The organism is Streptomyces sp. NBC_01233 (assembly GCF_035989305.1).
Lineage (GTDB): Bacteria > Actinomycetota > Actinomycetes > Streptomycetales > Streptomycetaceae > Streptomyces.
In genome coordinates this window covers 6289208-6309245 of sequence record NZ_CP108514.1, presented here as the reverse complement: position 1 = coordinate 6309245, position 20038 = coordinate 6289208, and the positions used below count along the sequence as shown (strand labels likewise).

Sequence of the window (20038 nt, the reverse complement as noted above, 5' to 3'; positions counted from 1 at the left end):
GCTCAGCCGTCGGGCAGGGCTGCTCCCAATCCGTGCTGGCGTTCCAGGAGGAAGGCTTCGGCGTGCTCGGTGCCACTGAGTTGGCCGTGAAAGCGATCGGTGAGTTGGACGGCGATACCGTCCACGGGCCGGAAGCCCGGGCGCCGGCGGGTGAATGGTTCGAGGGCCTCGGCCTTGCGCTTGACGTAGTCGCTGATGTCTACGAAGACGGTGGGGGTGAATTGTGAGGTGGCAATCGTGCGCGGTTCGGCAGGGCGGATGGAGAAGAGGTCCGCCCGGTAATTGCGCAGAGCTGCTGCGACGGCTCGTCCAGTTAGGGCATGGTCGACATGCCCGTCGCCGCGCCAATGGGTGAGCACCGTATGCGGGGCGATGTCCGCCATGAGACGGTCGATGGTGGCGACGAGGGCGACTTCTCCGTAGTCGGCGACCTGGAGCGGGAGATCCTTGCGGGGCCAGCACAGCTCGTAGCCGAGGAGGTCCGCGGCTCGTGTGGTGTCACCAATCCGGCGTTCCGCGCCGACGCCGGTCTCCGCGAGGGAGAGCACCGCAGTGACGACCCGCACGCCCGCGTCACTGAGGCGGGCGATCGTTCCGCCGGCAGCGATCTCGGCATCGTCCGCATGAGCGACGACGACGAGCACGGTACGGGACGGTGTATCCATCTCGGCCCGCGTGCCAGCGGGCCAGTTCTCGTCCTCGCTCATCGGGTTCCATCCGAAACCGACGATCCGTTGCCGAGAACCGGGTTGTGCTCCGCCCACAGGGCCGGTGTGCCTATTTCGACGTAGCGGACTTTGGTGCCAGCGAAAGCTTCGCGCAGCTTGCCGAGGCTGTCGATGACCGTGGGCGGATCGGCAAGGGCCGACAGATGGTCGGGCAGGTCCGCGTACACCGTGTGCGGGGTGGCGATGACGAGTGTCCGTACGGCTGCCAGGTCTTCCGGCCAGCTGAGAGCTCTAGCGCCTTCCCCTCGGGCGATGACCTCCTCTGTTGAAAGGAAGGGGTCATGAAGCCGGACATCCGCCCCGTGGGCAGATAGTGCTGCCGCCAGGGCAAGAGTCGGTGAGCCTTGGGGAACGTGGACGTCCGGCGCGTAGCTGATGCCGAGAATGCCAATTGGGCCATCGAACTTGTTGGTCAGCCACTCAGCGACTCGGCTGGGGTGGGCAGCGTCCCAGTCGAGCGCGCTGTCCACGAGGGGGAGCTGTCCCTCGCCGAGGAGTCCGTCCCCGGCGTAGTGCGGGCTGAGCGGTATGCAGTAGCCGCCTATCCCGATCGAAGGATGGAGGCTAGGGACGTTCCACTTGGTGCCGGCCAGTCGGAAGACCTCCGCCATATCCAGGTCCGGGTAAGCCGCCGCGAGCTGATTGGTCAACACCAAGTCGACATACCGATAGAGGTTTTCGACCGACTTGGACAAGGCCGCGCGGGTCCAGTCACCGGCCATGTGCACCACGTCGCTGACGGTGCCATACAGCTCAGTCACCAATGGCTGGGACGCGGGACTGAGCGTGCCAACTACCCTGGGCAGGCTGCGCAGGTTCATCTCCGGGTCAAGCAGCCAGTCTCTGCGCGGGGCCGTTGCGAGATGGATCCCGGTCCCCACCACCCCGGTCGCACCCGTGAGCAGCGGAAGCACCAGGTCTAGCCAGCGCACGCTCACCGTGCTCTCGATGCTGACAAGCAACTCCCTGTCGGCCCGATGTGCGGAGCCGATGGCCTTGAGCACGGCTTGGAGGGGATCCTGGAATGCCTTGCCGTCACGATCGGTGTTGACACAGATGAGGTGGATCTGGGCGTCGAGAGCATCCTTGTCGTCCGGCGAAACCGCGCGGAGCCGGCCGTCACGCAATGTTTGCGGGTCCAACTGGACCCTGTCCTCGAAGCCGGGCAGCGGCACGGTGCCAGCATTGATACAACGCACCCGGGAGGCGTCCACGTCCACGATCGCGCAGTGGAAGCCCTCCTGAGCGAAAGCGGTCGCGGCAGAAAGTCCGATGAATCCGGCTCCCCAGATAGTGATCCGAGCCGACCGGTCACAGACGCTGCGATGGAGGGGAGAGGTGTTGCTGGCCGTCATACCTCGTTCCTTTCAGGACGTCGGGGAGCCACCACGCGGGTTGCTGGCTGATCACTGGGGGAAGTCCGGACCTGGACCTGTCGCGTGCGGCCGACTACGGCCGTGTTCTGGAGGGTCAGTACTCCACTGGTTTGCTCCCGTTCGCCGACGAAGGCGAACCAGACCATTTCGTCACTGGTCATGCGCTTGAGCTCGCGGCCGATCCGTCCAGGACGCCAGTGTTCGATCACCTGCGTGCCGCAGGCTCGGAGCTCCCGTGCTGCCGAGAGGAAAAAACTGAGGTCAGCGGAACCGTGGACTTTGAGCAGGTGAACCTGCTCCGTCGAATCCGCGGGCAGCAGCTCAGCGAGAAGCTCGATCGAGACGGCTGTGCTCCAGCATGTCTGTATGTCTTCCCGCAGGGCACGGACAACATGGTGGTAGCCGCCACCGTCGCCGAGCATTCGACCGTCGGCGTCGTGCACAGTGAAGCTCAGCCCGGCGCAGTACTCGGTTGCACGCGGCCAGTCCACGGAGAAGGCTGTGGCGGCGCCCAGCCCTCCTGCCGCGCCGAGCACTTGGCGCACATGGCTCGTCCGGGATCGCAGCAGTGGTTCGGCACAGTCGATCGCCTCTAACGCCTGTTTCGCGTCAGATCCCGCACATAACCGAACAAGTTTCTGATATCGCCATAGAAAGCTGGCCGCGCTCTGGTCACCTACTGGTTGCTGCTTACGCGCTTGGTGCATGGCATTCCGCGCCTGCAACAGTGAGAGCCCTTCATCCTCCGCCAGCTTGTCGATCATGGAGAAGTCGCAATAACGGAAGCCTGCTCCCGGGGCTCGGCCGTCCAAGAGCGTGGTCCAGAGGCGGAGGAGGGTCAGATCTGCGCCAAGTTCGTCCTGCTCATTGCACAGGGCCGCGACAGCCTGTGTCCAGCCTCGACGACGTTTGTGTCGATACCGCGCCACGGGTACGCACGCGGCGGCTCGAACGGGCCGCCCGTGCCGTAACTCCCCGGCGCCTGCCAGCGCCCGCAGTACGCCGACCAAGGAATCCGCCGTCAGCGCGAGTTCCCGTCCGCCGAGGTCCGCGAAACTGAAGATCCGCCCTGCCGCCGCCGTGCCGAACTGCTCGAAGGTCGCCGCATAGCCGACCGGCGAGACATGAACCGGAAGGAAGCCGAAGCTACTGACCACCGAACGAAACTCAGCCTCCGCGCGGAAGATCCGGGCTGCCACCGGCCCCACGTCGTCGGCGAATCCCCTTGGGGTTGCCCATGCGTCCACGTTCCTGGCACCTCCTAGGGCGTTTGTCGTCTCCTGGTCCGTGCGGCGCTGTAAACGATGAGATGGAATGTCGGGAACTGTCCTGCTGCGCGACGGAGCGGAGTCTCGGCCGAGCAGTGGTGGGCTTCGATCCGGCCCTCTGCTTGACCCAGCCCAACGTGCCGCCCAAGACTGCCCACCAGCGCCCACGACACCATTAGCTGCTTCCTGGCTGACCCCTCCCACCCGCTCCGGATGAGCGATGAGGTTGATCTGCGGCAACGGTGCTCCCATCTCGAAGTGGTGAGTAGCAGGTCAATCGCGCCCCGCAGCACAGGGGCGGTGAAACGATCACGCGGAGCCTACGTTCGGCGCGATCGAACTCGCAGACGATCTGATCAAATCGATGGACCTTGGCTGAGCATCGACCGTTGATCGCGTGCCGCTTGGACCACCGCCTGGGGCAGGCATCGGTCCGATGCTGTTCCGTGTCCAACCGTTTGCCCCACCAGCGATCCCGCCTCCCGCGGTGCTGTCGATTCAGCGCACCGCCGCAACTCTGCTTTATCTAGCGGGAGTTGGCACATCACGCCTGTAATATCACGCAGGTAGTGCAGCACTCCGTGAGGGCACAGACCGGATCGGCAGGTCGACGCCGGCGGTGGCTCTGCCGGCGAGAGTCGAGTCGGCCCGCGACCGCAGGATCAAGCCAGTGAGTTCGAGTGGGGCCTGCAGGCCATCGAGCAGGCAGACGATCTTGTCGATGTTGGTCAGGCGGCGCGCACCTGATTCCAGCATCGACAAGAACGGCTGACTCAGCCCGGTTAGCGTGACCATGTCTTCCTGCCGGAGGTTGCTGATCTCCCGCACGAGCGTGCACAGCCTCCCGAAGTCCCTGGCGACGAGTGCCTCCCGAACACTCGCATCGGTCCATACCTCCGGCAGGACATGAGGAGATGCTGGAGGTGATCCCGCGAGAGTTCGAAGGCACCCACTACAGCGGACCTCACGGTTATAGCGGCTGAGGCGACAGCCACACCGGGAACATCGACGGTTACGTTCAGTGATCGCTCTCGCCCTGGCACTGCTCTCTCTCAGCACGGTCATCCCCTCGCTACTGTCACCCGGCCAGCTCCTCGTTGAGCCGCGCGACGTTCGCTTCCCCGGGCAGCCTCGGGTCCAAGCCCACAGTCGAACGCCACGACACGATCGACACTCTGTAGGCGGACGGTTACCGTCGAAAGGGTGGACACGGGGGGCACCTCAAATGCCCCCGCCATGTCCCCGCAGTCCGTGCGCGGGTAACGACCCCGCGTGCAAGACTCGCTAAGAAGAGACGCCCGCCGGCTAGGTGGAAGGCATGACATGATCGACGACCGCCCCAGCTGGGCGCGACGCATGGAGTCCGAGCGTGCGGCTCGCGGCTGGAGCCCTCTCGACGCTGCCCGCGCCATGCGCGCTCACTCAACCCATGAGCTGTCCGACGAACGGGCCCTCGCGCGATCATGGCGCCGCTGGGAGTCCGGCGCAGTCGCGCCACGAGACCACAAGGCTCTGATCGCAGCCGTCTTCGGCACAACCACCCACGCGTTCTTCCCAGTGGACCACCGTCGGGACGGAAACACCGAGGTGAGGGACGTCTCAGGGATGGACACAGTCGAGATCGTCGCCCGGCTGCGGGCTTCAGACATCGACGAAGCCACCTTGGACGCACTCCGCATCACAGTCGACAGGCTCTGTACGGAGTACGCCTACATGCCTGGCGATCAGTTGCTCGTCGAGGGCCGGGCGTGGCTCAACCGAGTCGTCAGCATGCAGCACCAGCGACTCACGCTCGCACAGCATCGTGACGTGCTCTTCCTCGCAGGGATGCTCACCTTGCTCGTGGGATGCGTGGAGTACGACGGCGGGGGTGTGACCCGCAGCCACGCGGAGGCCACCCGGCAAGCAGCCCTGTCCATTGGCCACGAGGTCGGACACACAGGAATTCAGGGGTGGGCTCACGAAATGCGCGCATGGTTCGCCCTCACGAACGGAGACATGCGCGGTGTAATCGCCGCCGCCGACGCCGGTCTCGCCGCCGCACGAAGCGAATCCGTGGCTGTCCAGCTACTGGCACAGAAGGCCAAGGCATGGGCAAGGATCGGAGATCGGCGTCAGACGGAAGTCGCACTCGATGCCGGCCGGAGTCTCCTTGAGTCCATGCCTTATCCGGAGAATGTGCAGAACCACTTCGTGGTAGACCCGAACAAGTGGGACTTCTACTCCATGGACTGCTATCGCAAGGTCGGCGACAACCAGATCGCCGAGACTCTGGCGCGCGAAGTCCTCCGAGCCGGGGTGGATTTTGACGGGACGGAGCGTTCCCCCATGCGCAATGCCGAGGCCCGCATCACCCTGGGAGTCGTTGCGGCGCGGGAAGGTGATCTAGGAGCTGCCCTCACGTACGGCGAACAGGCATTGCGTAGTGATCGACAGTCGCTGCCTTCGCTGAGCATGGTCGCTGGCGACCTGGCTGCTGTACTCACCCAGCGGTACGACAGTGATCCCCAAGCGCGCGAATTCGTTCAGTACATGCGTGCTCTGGGCTCTCGCTGACACCACTTAGCCCTGACACCACCTCGATTCAACTACGTTCAGTCGTGCCACTGCACGCCGATCCGGACCCGGTACAGAATCCCGTCGATCACCTTACGGCGTATCCCGTCACCTGCCTCAACGCCCGTTGCTGACCGGGAGGAATGGCCGTCGCTGATCCCCTCTCGGCATCCGTCAGATCGCCCCGCCCCATGCCCAGAGCAACGCCCCGATCCAAAGGAAAGTCAGATGACTGAGCTGGACAGATCCCAGAAGTGCGCTTGACTGCGCGAATGGACATCAACTCGACGGAAGTGAGTCCGTCTGCAACCGTGCAAGTCAGGCGTTTCCGCAAAGATGATTCGGTAGAGCAACTGACTCTCTTGCTCCATCGCGCCTACGCAGACCACGCCGCTGCCGGGCTGGTCTTTTTCGCCTCCTACCAAGATTCGCAGGACACACAGCACCGCCTGAGCAAAGGCGAGTGCTGGGTCGCGGTGAACGGGAACGCGTTGGTCGGCACCGTCACCGTGTCAGCCCCTCACACCACTCCGGCTGGATACCCGGCGCCGGCAGGAGGGGGCTCGTTCTGGCAACTGGCTGTCGAGCCATCACAAAGAGGCACTGGCCTCGGACAGCGACTGCTGGCCCTGGCAGAGTCACGTATCGCTGCTCTCGGATCGACACAGGTCGTCATCGATACCTCTTCACAGGCAACAGACCTCGTCGACTGGTACCGCCGGCGCGGCTACGCGCCGATCGGCACTTGGCGGTGGGACGTCACCAATTACGACAGCATCGTCCTCATGAAGAACCTCCCGACGACAACTTCTTCGTGAACGGCCGGGCAGAACCTTAAGGCTGCCCGCTCGTCGTCAGCGCGGCGATGCCCTCTAGAACCCGTGCCACGTCTGCGAGGGATTCGAGTACGAGGTCGGCCCCGGCCTCGGTAAGTTCGGCGGCCGTGGTCTTGCCCGATGCGATACCGATGACGGGGGCGCCGCCCTCGATGCCGGTGCGAACATCCTCCAGCGAGTCCCCGATGATCACGGTGTTCGAGCGGGTGAAGACCGTGCCGTACTTGGCCTGGGCGCGCCTCTGGGCGATGGCGACGAGCGCCGGCCTGTGGTGGTCGTCGGAGGCGAATCCGCCGATCTCTGTGTCGAGGAGGCCGTCGAGGTCGAAAGCCGCGAGCTTGAGCACGGCGTTCGGCTTGAGGTTTCCGGTCACGGCGGTTGGAATCAACCCGGGGTGACCGTGCACCGCGCGCAGCGCGGCGGCGGCTCCTGGCATGAGGACGCCCCGTGTACGCAGGTCCTCAGCGTGTGCGGCGAGGTGGACTGGCAGGAGATCCACCATACGCGGCAGCAGAGCGACGACTTCGGCTTCCGGGACTCCGTTGTCGATCAGGAGCGATCGGATCGCCAGCGGCATGGTGACGCCGGTGCCGCGGGCCGGCAGGTGTTCGGCGGGTCGGCCGACGACCTCGGCAAAGGTCTCGCGGTAGACCTGCCGGTCGATGTCGCCGACGTACAGCAGCGTGCGGTCGATGTCCCACAGCACGAGGACCTGCTGGGCCTGGGTCACGTTCAGCTCCTTGCACCCGTCACGAGAGCGGCACGGTCGATCAACTCCCGAGCGTACGGGCTCCGGCGGACCGGGGCGAGCTCGCCGATCATGTCCTCGATGTGCTCGTTGAGGCGGGCCGAATGGAGCTGTTCGGCAAGGTCGAGCGCCTGGTGCGCCGTGGCGCAGCCGGCTTCGAGCTCGCCCTTCCTGAGGTAGGCGGAGGCCCCGCGGGAGAGGAACAGGGCGTTGGTGCGCTGGTCTGCCGGGTTGAGGGCCTTCCGTGCCTCGGTGAAGCTGACGGCGGCATGGGGCGCATCGTCCAGGTCCAGATAGGCGCTGCCGGACTGGCCGTGGATCTCGCCTTCGTTAATCCAGTACAGCCAGTGGGGGTCGAACTCGGAACGCCCCCGGGCGCAGAGTTCGGCAGCCTCGCCGAGCGCGATGAGGGCTGCCTGCCGCTCGCCGAGCTTGGCGTGCCCGCGCGCCTGCCGGGTCAACAGCATCGCCTCCAGGGCGGGGGTACCCAGGGTCCTGATCTGCTCGCGGGCGGCTCGTGCCGCAGTGACCGCGGTACGTGGCTGTCCGGTGGAGTAGCCGTGGATGGCCAGGTAGGACAGGGCGCCGGCCCCCAGGCGGTCGTCGCCGGAGACCTTGGCCGCGCGGAGCGCGGCGAGCAGGTAGCTCTGGGCGTGGTCGTGGCGCCCGGAGTCGAAGGCGAACCAGCCGGTCTGTGTAGCGGTGTCGGCGACGATGGCGGCCAGGCGGCGGCCGATGTCCTCGGTGTATGACGCCTTCTGCAGAAGGCGTTTGAGGAGTTCGAGGTGCGCGTCGCCGAGCTCGGTGAGGGTCCCACTGCCGGCGCTGGCATCCATGATGCGCAGGTGGTCGGTGGTCGCCTGCAGGTTGTCCAGCAGTTCCGGGGCGAGCTGGCTTCCCTCCGCGGCGCGTTGAAGGGGCTCTGCCTCGGCGGTGCCCCAGTGGTGGACGAAGGCGGTGAGCGCGATGCCGCTCACCGTGAGGAATTGCCGGCGGTCAATCACGTCGCCTCCAACCGCGTTGTCCAAGGCCGCCACCATACGGGCCGCGGTCCAGGGGAGGGTTGGGTCGAGATCTCCGGCCGACTGGTCCGTGGGCTGTTGAAGCAGTCTGCCCGCTGACCGTGGGAGCGGGAGCTGTACGAGCTCGGCGGGTGCGCCAATGCCTGCGACGAATTCGATGATCTTGTCGATGTTGGTGAGGCGGCGGCTGCCCGACTCCAGCATGGATAAGAACGCCTGGCTCAGTCCCGTGAGCTGGGCCATGTCCTCCTGGCGCAGCGAGCCTCGCTGTCTGATCAAACGGCTGGCCTTGCCGAAGTCCAGGGCTGCAAAGGCCTGTCGGACATCTACGTCTTGCCACACCCGCTCCGGTACGGCGGGTAACGCGGGGGCGGAAGGGATGCGAGATCGCGCGCAAGCGGAGCAGAGCCCGTCAGGGTTGTACTGGCTGAGCCGGCAGCCGCAGTCGTCGCACTGTCGCAGCGCCTGCTGGGCCACCTGTACCTCCCCTAACGAAAGTGCGCCGGCCGCCGGCGTAGACCGCCGAAAACCGAGATCACCTCAGTGATATCACCGGCGGAATGTGCGCACCGGGCGTTTCCCGGTCAGCCTTGTGCCTCAATCAGCCTCTGTTCAGGGCCGATTACCACTCGCAGCACGAACGCATTCGGGCCTGTGTACCTCTCGCACCGGTTCGTCGGCAATGTCGTCGGGAATGGGCTTGGGCTCCGCTGCGGGGGACTTGGGCCGAGAACGAGCCGCATCACCGACGGTTCGGAAGGGGGACACATCCATGGCGGTCAGCGTCTCCGCTGTCGTGCTGCTCGCGGTCCTCGTCATCCTCTTCGTCAAAAAGGGCGGACTGAAAGCCGGGCACGCCGTCGTGTGCGTCCTCCTGGGGTTCTACCTGGCCAGCTCTTCGATGGCCCCCGCGATCGCCGAGGTCGCGACGAACATCGCGCGCCTGATCAGCGGGATCAAGTTCTAGACCGGGCGCTGGCAGTCCGGTGGCTCTCTCCGACGCGCAACGATCCTGTCCGGCACCAACGTCCCTCTCTCTGCCGAGGAAGCATCCGATGACCGAGAAAAGCATGACGCACCCCTGTGCCGCGATAGAGAGCACGAGGCTTCAGCTTTCCCGGCCCTCGACTGCGACCGGCGACCACCCCGGTCACGAGGCGCACTGATGCGCCCCGTTTACCACCCGGCCGGCACCGATGAAGCCCTCGGTATGGCCATGGTCGAGTTGCAGGCCGGCCGGTGGAGACCGGCGCGTGACTTGCTGGCCGCAACCGGTGGGCAGTGGGGGCTGCGGACATCGCGTACGCAGGTGCTGGCGGTCACCGCTGCCCACTCCGATGTGATGGGCGTGTGGCTGGCCGAGGAGCCGAACAGCTACGACGCCCAGGTGATGCGTGCCCGCGTCTCGGTGGAGCGAGCCCTGCGCGCCCATCACCAGCAGCACGCAGGCGCTGCGGCATTGGAGGAGGCTGCTCGGCATGCCTCGCTGATGATGGCGCACCGGGAGCCTCGGGATCCGGTGCCTTGGATCTGTTTGCTCGCCCTCGCCCAGATCGATGGACGTCAGGTGCGCCGGGAGCATCGTGAGGTCTCGGCAGAGCCGATGCTGCCGAGCGGGCCATGGGGGCTGCTGCACGGGATCAACCAGCGCGACCCGTACAACCGGGAGGCGTACCACCGGATACTGCAATTCATCCTGGCCCGCCCCGTCCCACCGGCGGCCTCGCTCGCCGCTGTCTTCGACTTCGGCCGATGGGTGGCCTCGTGGTCGCCGGCGGGTTCCCCGTTGCTGCTGTTGCCGCTGTACGCGCTGGTCGAGCAGTGCCGGCAGCAGTCCCTCCAGCATCGTGCCGATCCGCTGTGGCGTCGGCAGTGGGCGCAGGAGCCGACGCTCACATACACGGTCAAGGCGTTCCACCACTGGTTCAAGCAGGCGGACACCGCGCCGCGCTCGGTGACGGACCTGCACCACCTGGCGTACGCCTTGTGGGCCGGCCACCGGTTCGTGGAGGCCGCCGAGGTGTTCACGGCCGTGGGCACCTACGCCTCGCGGGAGCCGTGGGCGTCCGTCCATGAGGACCCGAACCATCCCGACGGCGGCGAGGCTCTGCTGCTGAGGGCCCGTCGGGAGTCCCTGTCCTTCGCACGCACCCACGCCCCTCGCGCCGGACCGGTGCGCTGACCGTCGCGCACAGCAAACCGAACTTGGCATGCACCTGACCTTTTCTTACTCGTTCCACCCATTCCCATGGAGGATGTCCTGTGTTACGAACACGCCCGACTCGCCGCGCGGCGGGGGCCCAGTCAGATGACGCGTTCCTTCGGGAACTGGGCTACGAGCCGGTGCTGGCCCGCCGCATGGGCCCGTTCGGCAACTTCGCCATCAGCTTCTCGGTGATCTCCGTACTGAGCGGCTGCATGACCCTGTACGGCTTCGGTCTCGCGACCGGGGGGCCCGCCGTGATGATGTGGGGCTGGATCGCCGTCGGCGCCATGGTGATGCTCGTGGGCGCCGGCCTCGCTGAGGTCACCTCCGCGTACCCCACCTCCGGCGCCCTCTACTACCAGGCCGAGCAACTGGGCGGTCGCAAGTGGGGCTGGTACACCGGCTGGCTCAACCTGCTGGGCCTGCTCGGCGCGATCGCCGGCATCGACTACGGTGCCGCGCTGTTCACCGGCGCCTTCTTGAACCTGCAGTTCGGCTTCGTCCCCACGCCGGGCAAGATCATGGCGATCTACTTCTGCATCCTCGCACTGCACGCCACCCTCAACCTCTTCGGGGTCCGGCTGGTCAGCATCCTGAACTCCATCAGCGTGTGGTGGCACCTGGGCGGGGTCGCCGTGATCGTCGGCGCGCTCGCGATCGTCCCGTCACACCACCAGTCGCCAGCCTTCGTATTCGGGGAGTTCGTCAACAACACCGGCTGGTCCAGCTCGCTGTACGTGGTGCTGATCGGGCTGCTGCTCGCCCAGTACACCTTCAGCGGGTACGACGCCTCCGCCCACCTGTCGGAAGAGACCACCAACGCCCAGGTCTCCGCCTCCCGCGGGATCATGCGGGCGATCGGCTGGTCGTGGCTGGCCGGGTTCGTCCTGCTGGCCGGACTGACCTTCGCCATCCAGGACTATGCCGCCACCCAGGCCAGCGCCACCGGGGTGCCGCCGGCGCAGATCTTCCTCGACGCCCTCGGCGTCGCCGGCGCGAAGGCCCTGCTGCTGGTCGTGATCGTCGCGCAGCTGTTCTGCGGCAACGCCGAGACCGCCGCCGCCAGCCGGATGGTGTTCGCCTTCTCCCGGGACGGCGCCCTGCCCGGGTCGAGACTGTGGCGTCACGTCGATGCCCGCACCGGCACCCCGACCCGCGCGGTGTGGCTGGCGGTCGGCGTGGCCGCGGTCCTGGCTCTGCCGTCGCTGTACAGCCCGACCGCGTACGCCGCCGTCACCGCGATCAACGTCATCGGGATCACGCCCGCGTACGCCATCCCGATCTACCTGCGGATCCGCAACCGCCACCGCTTCCAGCCCGGCCCCTGGAACCTGGGCCGCTGGGGCGTGCCCGTCGGTGCGATCGCCGTGGCCTGGGTGGCCTTGGTGACCGTGCTGTTCTGCCTCCCCCAGTCCCGGCCCGAGTCCGGTCTCGTCTCCGTGACCACGTTCAACTACGCACCCATCGCCCTGCTGGTCGTCCTCGCCCTGGCCACCGTGTGGTGGCGCGTTGCGGGACGGGACTACAAGGTGCCGACCGCGGCGGCCGACGCGGGCTCGGGCATGGCCCGGATCCAGGAAGAAGTCATCTGATGACCGCTCCTGCCACCCAGACCGGAGCGACGCCTCGCCCGAACGGCCCGTCGCAGCGTGATACCGATACCGCCTCGACCGCCCCGCGGCGGCCGGCCCGGGCGTTCAGCGTCGAGGACCTGCGCAAGGCCGTCGTAGCCGGCGTGATCGACACCGTCCTCCTCGCCGTGCCGGACCTGCAGGGCCGCCTCAAGGGCAAACGCTATGGGGCACGGCACTTCCTCGACCGCGTCCTCGACGGCAGTGCGGAGATGTGCGCCTACATCCTGGCCGCGGACGTCGACATGACGCCCGCCGACGGGTTCGCGCTCACGTCCTGGGCGAGCGGGTACGAGGACATGACGGTCGTGCCGGACCCCTCGACGTTGCGAACCCTGCCGTGGATGCCGCGCACCGCGCTCGTCCTCGGCAACGCGATCGGCCTGGACGAGGAGCCCATCGAGGTTGCGCCGCGCGAGATTCTGCGGCACCAGCTGACCCGGCTGGCCACCCACGGGCTGCACGCCCAGGCCGGCCTGGAGACCGAGTTCACGCTCTACCGCGGCACCTACACCCCGAACGTCGGCATCGGCTCGGGCGGACTCGTGCCGGTATCCGAGGAGAACCTGGACTACGCCCTCGACCACACTCCGGACAGTGACCGCTTCTTCCGCCGCCTCCAGGGCTCACTGTCCAAGGCGGGCATGCCCGTGGAGGCGATCAAGACGGAAGGCGCCCCGGGCCAGGTCGAGGTCACCTTCCCCTACGGCGCTGCGCTGCCCGCGTGCGACAACCATCTCGTCTTCAAGCACGCGGCGCGCACCCTCGCAGGACGGTCCGCCATGACGGCCACGTTCATGGCCTCCCCCCAGACCGGCATCGCCAGCGGACTCCACCTGCACGTCTCCCTCACCCGCAGCGGCAATCCCATGCTCTCCGATGCGGCCGGAAGGCTGTCCGAGATCGGCGAGCAAGCAATCGCCGGACTGCTGACGGCCCTGCCGGGGCTCGCTCCGCTGTACGCGCCGAACGTCAATTCCTATAAGCGGTACACGCCTGGCTCCTTCGCCCCCACTCGCATGACGTGGGGGTGGGACAACCGCACGTGCGCCGTGCGGCTCACCGGCCACGGTTCGGGCCTGCACCTGGAGATCCGCGTTCCGGGGGCGGACGCGAACCCGTACCTCGCTCTCTCCGCCGTTCTCGCTTCGATGATCCATGGCATCGAGCGGCAGCTCACCCCGCCGGCACCCTGCACCACCAACGCCTACGAGGCCACCGACGCGGCTCTCCTGCCCCTCACCCTCGATCGGGCGCGCTCCGCGTTCCGGCACAGCCCCATCGCCCAGGAGGCGTTCGGGAAAGAGGTGGTCGAGCACTACGCCCACCTCGCGCAGCTCGAACTCGACCACCACCGCGGCATCGTCACCGACGCAGAACAGGCCCGCTGGTTCACCCGCGCCTGATCTCCGCCGCACCAAGACCAGACTCCGGCCGGGAGAGTTCCCCCCTCGGCCGGGGTCTGCCCAACCTGCACCACCACACCGCCGCCGCAACGTAAGGACCCGCTCATGCCCGCACGGCCCGCCACGGCCGCCTCACATCCGACCCCGGCGCAAGTGAAGATCGCCGGAACCCTCGCCCAGGGCATGAGCACCGCCAAGGCGGCAGCCGAACTGGGCCTGTCCGAGGGCACCGTCGCGATCCAGATGTCGCACGGGAACCGGCGGGCCGGAGTACGCCACCGTCATGCCCTGGTCCACGCGTGCTACGTCACCGAGCAGCTGCCCCGGCCGGAGCCGACAGCACCACCGCCCGGCGGCGTCGACGACATCGAGACCAAGATCCTCTGGTCGCTTGCCCTGGACGGCACGTACGCCGAGATCGCAGAGCATTGCGGCCTCTCCCACGACGGGATGAAGAAGCGGATCCGAGCGCTGCGGGCGCGTTGGGGCGCCGAGCACGACCCGCATCTGATCACCCTCGGCTGGATGTTCGGCGTAATCGACGCCTCCCACGGAACCGGCGGCCACCAGGTCACATAACTGCTGACCGGCCACGTTGTCAGTGGCCCTTGGCAAGCTACTCCCCCACACAGCAAGACGACACTGCGCACCCACGCCATCACTCTATGTGATCATCCTGGGTGGGCGGCCTATCGAAGGGCGCATCGGCATGACCGACATCCCCGCGAGGATCGAAGACCTGATCACCACGGTGGCCGGCACCTTCGAGCTCGTCGCCGAGCATTCATGGCCGGGCCCCGATCGCCCCCGAGTCTGGGAAGTACGAGGCAGTGACGGCCAGCGGCGGTTCGTGAAGAGGCATGCCGGCCCGAAGGGCCACCGCCGCGAGGTTGAGGCCTACCAGCGGTGGACCCACTGGCTCGGTGCTGGGCGCGCTCCCACGCTGGTCGCGGCCGACACCGAAGCGCTAGCCATCGTGATCACGCCGGTCACCGGACGCAGCGTCCGCAGCCACCCTCTGGACGGCAAGGAGGAGCTGGAGGCATACCAGCAGGCCGGCTACTTGCTAGCGCTGCTCCACTCCGCTCCAACCGGCACAGCCTCGCACTCGGCCGAGGGCGAGGACGAGTGGGCGGCGGCCGTTGAGAAGATGCTCAACCACGCCGCGCTGTACCTGCCCGCCGATGTCGGCGTGATGCTGCGCCACCTCACCCGGGAGCGCCCCGGCAAGCTGGCGGCGCACGTGTCCCACGCCGACTACCAGCCCAGGAACTGGCTGTGGGACAGCACCACCCGAACCTTGCGACTGATCGACTTCGAGCGGACCTGCGTCGAACCCTCCGTGAAGCGCGATCTCCCCCGCCTCGAACTGCGCATCCTCGCCTCCCGTCCCAATGTCCGCGCCGCCTTCTATGACGGCTTCGGGCGCGACCTCACTCCGGCCGAACAGCACGCATGTATGGCCTACGGCGCCCAGGACGCCGTGAGCGCCCTGCAGTGGGGTCTGGAACACCGGGACGTAGAGACCGTCGACGCAGCCCACACCATGCTCGAAAACCTCCGGGCCCACTACAACCACGGCCGCATGTACTCCTCGTCCAGGGGGCGGTGACCGTCATGGAGGAGATGAACTGGGAGGACGAAATGACAGCCGAGGTGCTGGCCGACCGGTACGGCATCGAGGCCGAGTCCGTCCAGCAAGTGCCGATGGGCACCGACACCGTCAACTGGCGCGTGGTGACATCCAGCGGCCAGCGGCTCTACGCCAAGGAGTACCCGCCGACGGCCGATCTGGAAGCGGCCCGCGCGGCATGGGATATGTCGGAGTTCTGCCGGGCCGCGCGGCTGCCGGTACCGCGGGTATGGCCAGACCGGGCCGGCAACCTGCTCAGCCTGACCGACGGCAGCCCATGGGCAGTGGCCGACGAGGCACCCGGGTCGGTCGCCACCTCCGCGATGACGGTGGCACGCGCGGAGCACATCGGCATGGTTCTGGGACGGATGCACCGGGTCCTGGCCGCCTACCCTCTCCCCCGGCTCCGCCAGCACGCGCGGTGGCGTACCGGCTCCATCGAGGACGCACTGGCCAGGTGCGACACGGTCATGGACGCGGCCCGCCGCCAGCAGCACGAAAATCTCGGAGCGCTGCGCAGCCAGATCGACCAGCGACGCGAGGACCTGCACGCCCATGTCGGCCGGCTCAGGGCCGCTCTGCCTGAGGAACTGGTCGAGCAGGCCCTGCACGCGGACTTCACCCGCACCAACCAGCTGGTCCTGGGCGATGCCGTCACCGCCGTCATCGACTTCCGCGCGGCCAGAGCACTGCCGGCCTGGGAGCTCGGGCGTGCCGCATGCGACCCACGCACCATCGCCAGCTCCGAGCCATGGGCCGACTGCATCCTGGCGATGGTCGCCGCCTACCGTTCCGAGAACCCGACCCTGCCCGTTGCCGACGTACTCGCCTGCGCGCGGATCGCCCTGCTGTACATGCTCTTCAGCTTCTACGGCTCCACCACCGCCGAGTACGACCTGCCCGACGAGGCAGAGGCAGACCTTCAACGGCACTGGTCGGAGCGGCAGACCAGCATCCGGCGTCTGATCGACAGCCTCGCGGATCTCGAAGACGCGCTGGCAACCGAAACGGCACGCCCTGGGGGCCTGTCGTGACGGCAGCGGCTTCCCCGCCGGAGGGTGGGCGTCTTGCGGACGACCCGCTGTTCCAGGACACCCAGTTCGTGGTGCTGGACTTCGAGGGCACCACCCCGAGAGGTGCCCCACCCGAACCGATCGAAGTCGCCGCGCTGGGCCTCAAGCACGAGCGCGGCCGGGGCCCGGGGCGCACCGGCTTCTCGTTCACCTCGTTCATCCGCCCTCCGGCACATGCGCCGATCACACCCTTGGGCATCGCGCAGACCGGCATCACCATGCGAGACGTCGCCGAGGCGCCGCCCGCAGCCACGGTGCTTCATGCCCTGGACGAGGCGCTGCCCGAGCCGCCCCTGCTTCTGGTCGCGCATCATGCACCGACGGAAGGGTCCATCCTCTACAACTATCGCGAGGCGTGCCCGCGGCTGGCCCAGACGCGGATCGTCGACACCCTGCTGCTCGCCAAGCACGTCGTACCGGGCCTTGACTCCTACTCCCTCGACGCGCTGCTGGCCCACTTCGCGATCCCGCAGCCGGCCCACCGGCACCGGGCGATGGATGACGTCACCGTGACCGCGGTGCTCCTGCGCACGCTGCTGACCGAGGCCGCGGTCCGCCAAAAGATCACCAGCGTCGCGCACCTCGTACGTGTCGCGAGCCGGCCCCCGAGAGCAACTCAGCCCACCCAGCTCGAACTGTCCTGACCTCGGACGCCCCTCCAGGAGATCTCCTGCACGACGTTCCCGGACCCCCGCTGAAACCCACGACCACGGACCCCACCTGGAACCGGAGCCGCCTATAGCTGGGAAACCCAGCCCCGAGCGCAACAGAAGTCTCGAAGTCCGAGCAGCTGCTCTTCGGCGGGCCGCTGCGGTACGCCGCCGCAACCCGCCCTCGGCTGACCAAGGCTGACCCTCTACGGACATCGCCACCGCCGACACGACCCGCCAGGAGAGCACCGGATGCTGTTCACCGTCCTAGTTCAGAACACCTGCGAGGGCGGCCACGACCGCTGGCCGCTCCTCGCCGAGCGCATATCGGCGGCGCGACCCGACATCGCGCTGCTGCAGGAGCTGAAGGGCTGGAGCGAGACCGGCCACCGCCAGACCGTACGCGCCGAGCGCGATCTCGACATGGACGCGCTACTCGCCCCATCCCGAAGCAGACTGGGCACCGGCGTCCTCTACCGCCGCACCACCCTGGGCCGACGTGTCTACTGGAACACCGACTACGCGGCCGATGAAACCCACCACGGCCTCGGCACCGCCGGCTTCGACATCCCCGGCCTGCCCGACCCTCTGACCGTCACCTCCGTTCACTTCACGCCCTACTCCGGGGACAAGGCGATCACGGAGGCCGACTTCGCCGCCTCCCGCAGCTACAAACTCGGCCCGTACGCCATCCTGGGCGGAGACATCAACTATCCGCCGCAGGACGGGCCGCAGCCCAACTACACGGAGATGCGCCCGTACAACCTCGGCTCCCGCACCTTGCTCACCGACCCCAACCGTCAGGCGGACCCGCAGCCCGACCGGCGCGTGGCGTGGAAGCTGCACGCGAACGGGTTCCGTGACACGGCCTGGGAGCTGTACCAGCGCACCGGCGACGAGACGCTGCTGCGCCCCACGGGCACGGATGACCGGATCGACCAGATCTGGGTGAGCGCCCCGCTGGTCCCCGCCCTCGTCTCCTACCGTCTGCTCGACGCACCTTCGGACGCGAGCGATCACCGCGGTGTGGCGATCACCCTCGACACCGATCTGATCAACACCGACCATTCCTGGACGTACCGCTGAACCCCGGCCCACCGCCCCCGACGCGAGGAGAACCGTCTGTGCGCGACTTCTGGGAAACCCACCACTGGCCGGACGGTGAGCACCGCGCCCACTGGCACCTGACCTTCGAAGGGCAGGACGATGTCCACCGCTTCGTACGCGACCACCGGCCACTGCTAGACGACTATCCGCAGCTGACACCCGTGCCGGTCGAATGGCTGCACGCCACCCTCCAGTCCATCGGCCCCTTCACACCCGAACAGGCCCTGGCGCTCAGCGACGCCGCGCATGCCGCTGTCGGGGGGATGCCAGCCTTCGATGTCGAGGTCGGGCCCGCCCAGGCCATCCACAACGGCCTCGTCGCCTCCCTCTACCCCGAGGAAGCCCTCTCCGACCTGTATGGGGCGCTGCGCGACGCCACCGAGGGCGTGCTCGGCGCCGGCGCCCTCGGATCCCGGCCGCAGCGGCCCTGGCCTCACATGTCGCTCGCGTACTCGAACTGCCGGTGGCAGGACGAGGACTTCCGCAGAACCCTGGTCAAGGACGTGAGACCCAAGCGTGCCCGGATGACCGTCGCGCAGGTATCGCTCGTGGACCAGCAGCAGGACTGGCGCAGCCTGTACTCCTGGACGACGATCTCCACGATCCCGCTCGGCACGGCGTCCGACCTCGGCGCCGGCGACAGCGGAGGGGGCCGGTGAAGCGGTTCACGCCCTCGTTCCAGGGGAGGCCTTGGAACGGCGACCGGGTGCTGCATGTGTACGCACTCCCAGACCAGGACACCGACGCTGCGCTCCTGGCCCTCGCGGACGCCTGCCACGCGGCGATGAGCCCCTACCCGATCCGCGCACTCGGCCACGACCAACTCCACGTCACCATCGAGATGATCACGGATGCCACCGCCGACGCGATCGGCGAATCCGAGCGAGGCGTGCTCGTCGAAGCCCTGCGCGAGAAGCTGGCCGCGGCCGAGCCGGTCCACACGGAGATCGGCCACCCGTACAGCAACCGCGCCGGCGTCCTGTTCGACGTCTGGCCCGACCAGGACCTGCTCAACGTGCGGGCACTGGTCCATGCCGCTGTCCGGGAAGTACGCGGAGACGGCGCCGTTCTCCATGACTGCGGCCGGCCCCACATGGCGCTCGGTTGTGCACGGTTGGTCATTGACCGCGCAGGCCTGTCCAACTCGTTGCGTGCGCGGTGAAAGGCATCGCTCTCCGGTGGCAGCGCCCTCGCCTTCCGGGCGCGGCGCTCGGAGATCGCTCTCTTAATCTCCGGCGGCGGGGCGACTGCCCGCAAGGGCAAGCACGGCGGCCGGCCCCAGGTGATCACCGACGACATGCTGCACACCGCGCTCCGCCGCCGCGCGAACGGCGAGTCCGTCGAGCAGATCCGCCCGACCTGCAGATCCCTACCGGTAAGCGCAAGGGCCAGAACCCCAGCCTCGCGAGTGCCTACCGGGCGCTCGCCGAACACGAGAAGGCCCAGGCGTACCCCGGGGCCATCGAGGCGGCCCACGCCGACTTCGCCGTCCTTCAGAGTGACGGCCGCCAGGGCGACGACATCCCCCAACCCCGCCGCTGCGGGCAGGCCGTAGTCTCATAAAGCTGCTGGTCAGCGCTCTCGGCGCCCCCCGGCTCTCGGTAAGGCATGTGGGCAGGACGCCGCCGCTCCTGACCGACCTTCACGAAGACGGCACGGCGGATACCGAGAGCCGCTAACCTCGTGACCACCCAGGGCGGCCGGCCATCGCGAACCGGCACTCCGGGCAGCAAGCCTCAAGGATTAATCGGCAATTCAAAACCAAATATTTCGACGTCGAGTCAAACTCTTTTCCGCT

19 protein-coding genes are annotated in these 20038 nt (G+C 67.6%); 13 read left to right on the top strand and 6 right to left on the bottom strand.

The window, feature by feature from the left end:
• Positions 1-2: 2 nt before the first annotated feature.
• From OG332_RS30260 to OG332_RS30245, 4 genes are all read right to left on the bottom strand, one after another.
• Positions 3-707 (bottom strand): PIG-L deacetylase family protein, encoded by a 705-nt coding sequence (locus tag OG332_RS30260; RefSeq protein ID WP_327416435.1) that lies wholly within the window; start codon positions 705-707, stop codon positions 3-5.
• Positions 704-2083, bottom strand: coding sequence for a UDP binding domain-containing protein (locus tag OG332_RS30255; RefSeq protein WP_327416434.1), 1380 nt, complete (start codon positions 2081-2083; stop codon positions 704-706). The genes OG332_RS30260 and OG332_RS30255 overlap by 4 nt, the downstream gene beginning before the upstream one ends.
• Positions 2080-3351 carry an ATP phosphoribosyltransferase regulatory subunit gene (locus tag OG332_RS30250; RefSeq protein ID WP_327416433.1) on the bottom strand — a complete coding sequence of 424 codons (1272 nt, stop codon included), beginning with the start codon at positions 3349-3351 and terminating at the stop codon, positions 2080-2082. Before OG332_RS30250 ends, OG332_RS30255 begins: the two co-directional genes overlap by 4 nt.
• Positions 3352-3930: 579 nt before the next feature.
• Entirely contained in the window at positions 3931-4200 is a 270-nt protein-coding gene (locus tag OG332_RS30245; protein WP_327416432.1) for a helix-turn-helix transcriptional regulator, read from the bottom strand.
• A gap of 495 nt (positions 4201-4695) precedes the next feature.
• On the opposite strand from OG332_RS30245, the gene OG332_RS30240 reads away from it, so the two are divergent.
• Together OG332_RS30240 and OG332_RS30235 are read left to right on the top strand one after the other, a co-directional pair.
• Positions 4696-5928: an XRE family transcriptional regulator gene (locus tag OG332_RS30240; protein ID WP_327416431.1), complete on the top strand. Its 1233-nt coding sequence runs from the start codon at positions 4696-4698 to the stop codon at positions 5926-5928.
• Positions 5929-6200: 272 nt separating this feature from the next.
• Positions 6201-6746: a GNAT family N-acetyltransferase gene (locus tag OG332_RS30235; protein WP_327416430.1), complete on the top strand. Its 546-nt coding sequence runs from the start codon at positions 6201-6203 to the stop codon at positions 6744-6746.
• A gap of 16 nt (positions 6747-6762) precedes the next feature.
• Here the strand turns inward: OG332_RS30235 and OG332_RS30230 are convergent, their stop codons facing one another.
• The gene (locus tag OG332_RS30230; RefSeq protein WP_327416429.1) at positions 6763-7494 is read right to left on the bottom strand and encodes an HAD family hydrolase; all 732 of its coding nucleotides are present in this window, start codon (positions 7492-7494) and stop codon (positions 6763-6765) included.
• A gap of 2 nt (positions 7495-7496) precedes the next feature.
• On the bottom strand, positions 7497-8813 hold the full coding sequence (locus OG332_RS30225) for a helix-turn-helix transcriptional regulator (protein ID WP_327416428.1): 1317 nt from the start codon (positions 8811-8813) through the stop codon (positions 7497-7499).
• A gap of 493 nt (positions 8814-9306) precedes the next feature.
• Between OG332_RS30225 and OG332_RS30220 the strand changes: the two genes are divergently transcribed.
• From OG332_RS30220 to OG332_RS30170, 11 genes are all read left to right on the top strand, one after another.
• Positions 9307-9501 carry a hypothetical protein gene (locus OG332_RS30220; RefSeq protein WP_327416427.1) on the top strand — a complete coding sequence of 65 codons (195 nt, stop codon included), beginning with the start codon at positions 9307-9309 and terminating at the stop codon, positions 9499-9501.
• Positions 9502-9699: 198 nt separating this feature from the next.
• Positions 9700-10716, top strand: a complete 1017-nt coding sequence (locus tag OG332_RS30215) for a hypothetical protein (protein WP_327416426.1) — start codon at positions 9700-9702, stop codon at positions 10714-10716.
• A gap of 80 nt (positions 10717-10796) precedes the next feature.
• Positions 10797-12332 carry an amino acid permease gene (locus tag OG332_RS30210; RefSeq protein ID WP_327416425.1) on the top strand — a complete coding sequence of 512 codons (1536 nt, stop codon included), beginning with the start codon at positions 10797-10799 and terminating at the stop codon, positions 12330-12332.
• Positions 12332-13777, top strand: coding sequence for a glutamine synthetase family protein (locus OG332_RS30205; RefSeq protein WP_327416424.1), 1446 nt, complete (start codon positions 12332-12334; stop codon positions 13775-13777). The genes OG332_RS30210 and OG332_RS30205 overlap by 1 nt, the downstream gene beginning before the upstream one ends.
• Positions 13778-13882: 105 nt before the next feature.
• Positions 13883-14356: a LuxR C-terminal-related transcriptional regulator gene (locus OG332_RS30200; RefSeq protein WP_327416423.1), complete on the top strand. Its 474-nt coding sequence runs from the start codon at positions 13883-13885 to the stop codon at positions 14354-14356.
• 130 nt (positions 14357-14486) lie between these two features.
• Positions 14487-15389, top strand: a complete 903-nt coding sequence (locus tag OG332_RS30195) for an aminoglycoside phosphotransferase family protein (RefSeq protein WP_327416422.1) — start codon at positions 14487-14489, stop codon at positions 15387-15389.
• Between the two features lie 5 nt (positions 15390-15394).
• Positions 15395-16444: a phosphotransferase enzyme family protein gene (locus tag OG332_RS30190; RefSeq protein WP_327416421.1), complete on the top strand. Its 1050-nt coding sequence runs from the start codon at positions 15395-15397 to the stop codon at positions 16442-16444.
• The gene (locus OG332_RS30185; protein ID WP_327416420.1) at positions 16441-17127 is read left to right on the top strand and encodes a 3'-5' exonuclease; all 687 of its coding nucleotides are present in this window, start codon (positions 16441-16443) and stop codon (positions 17125-17127) included. The genes OG332_RS30190 and OG332_RS30185 overlap by 4 nt, the downstream gene beginning before the upstream one ends.
• Before the next feature lie 258 nt (positions 17128-17385).
• The gene (locus OG332_RS30180) at positions 17386-18219 is read left to right on the top strand and encodes an endonuclease/exonuclease/phosphatase family protein (protein WP_327416419.1); all 834 of its coding nucleotides are present in this window, start codon (positions 17386-17388) and stop codon (positions 18217-18219) included.
• Positions 18220-18257: 38 nt separating this feature from the next.
• Positions 18258-18899 carry a 2'-5' RNA ligase family protein gene (locus OG332_RS30175; RefSeq protein WP_327416418.1) on the top strand — a complete coding sequence of 214 codons (642 nt, stop codon included), beginning with the start codon at positions 18258-18260 and terminating at the stop codon, positions 18897-18899.
• A gap of 56 nt (positions 18900-18955) precedes the next feature.
• Positions 18956-19402, top strand: a complete 447-nt coding sequence (locus OG332_RS30170) for a hypothetical protein (protein ID WP_327416417.1) — start codon at positions 18956-18958, stop codon at positions 19400-19402.
• The last annotated feature ends 636 nt before the right edge of the window (positions 19403-20038 follow it).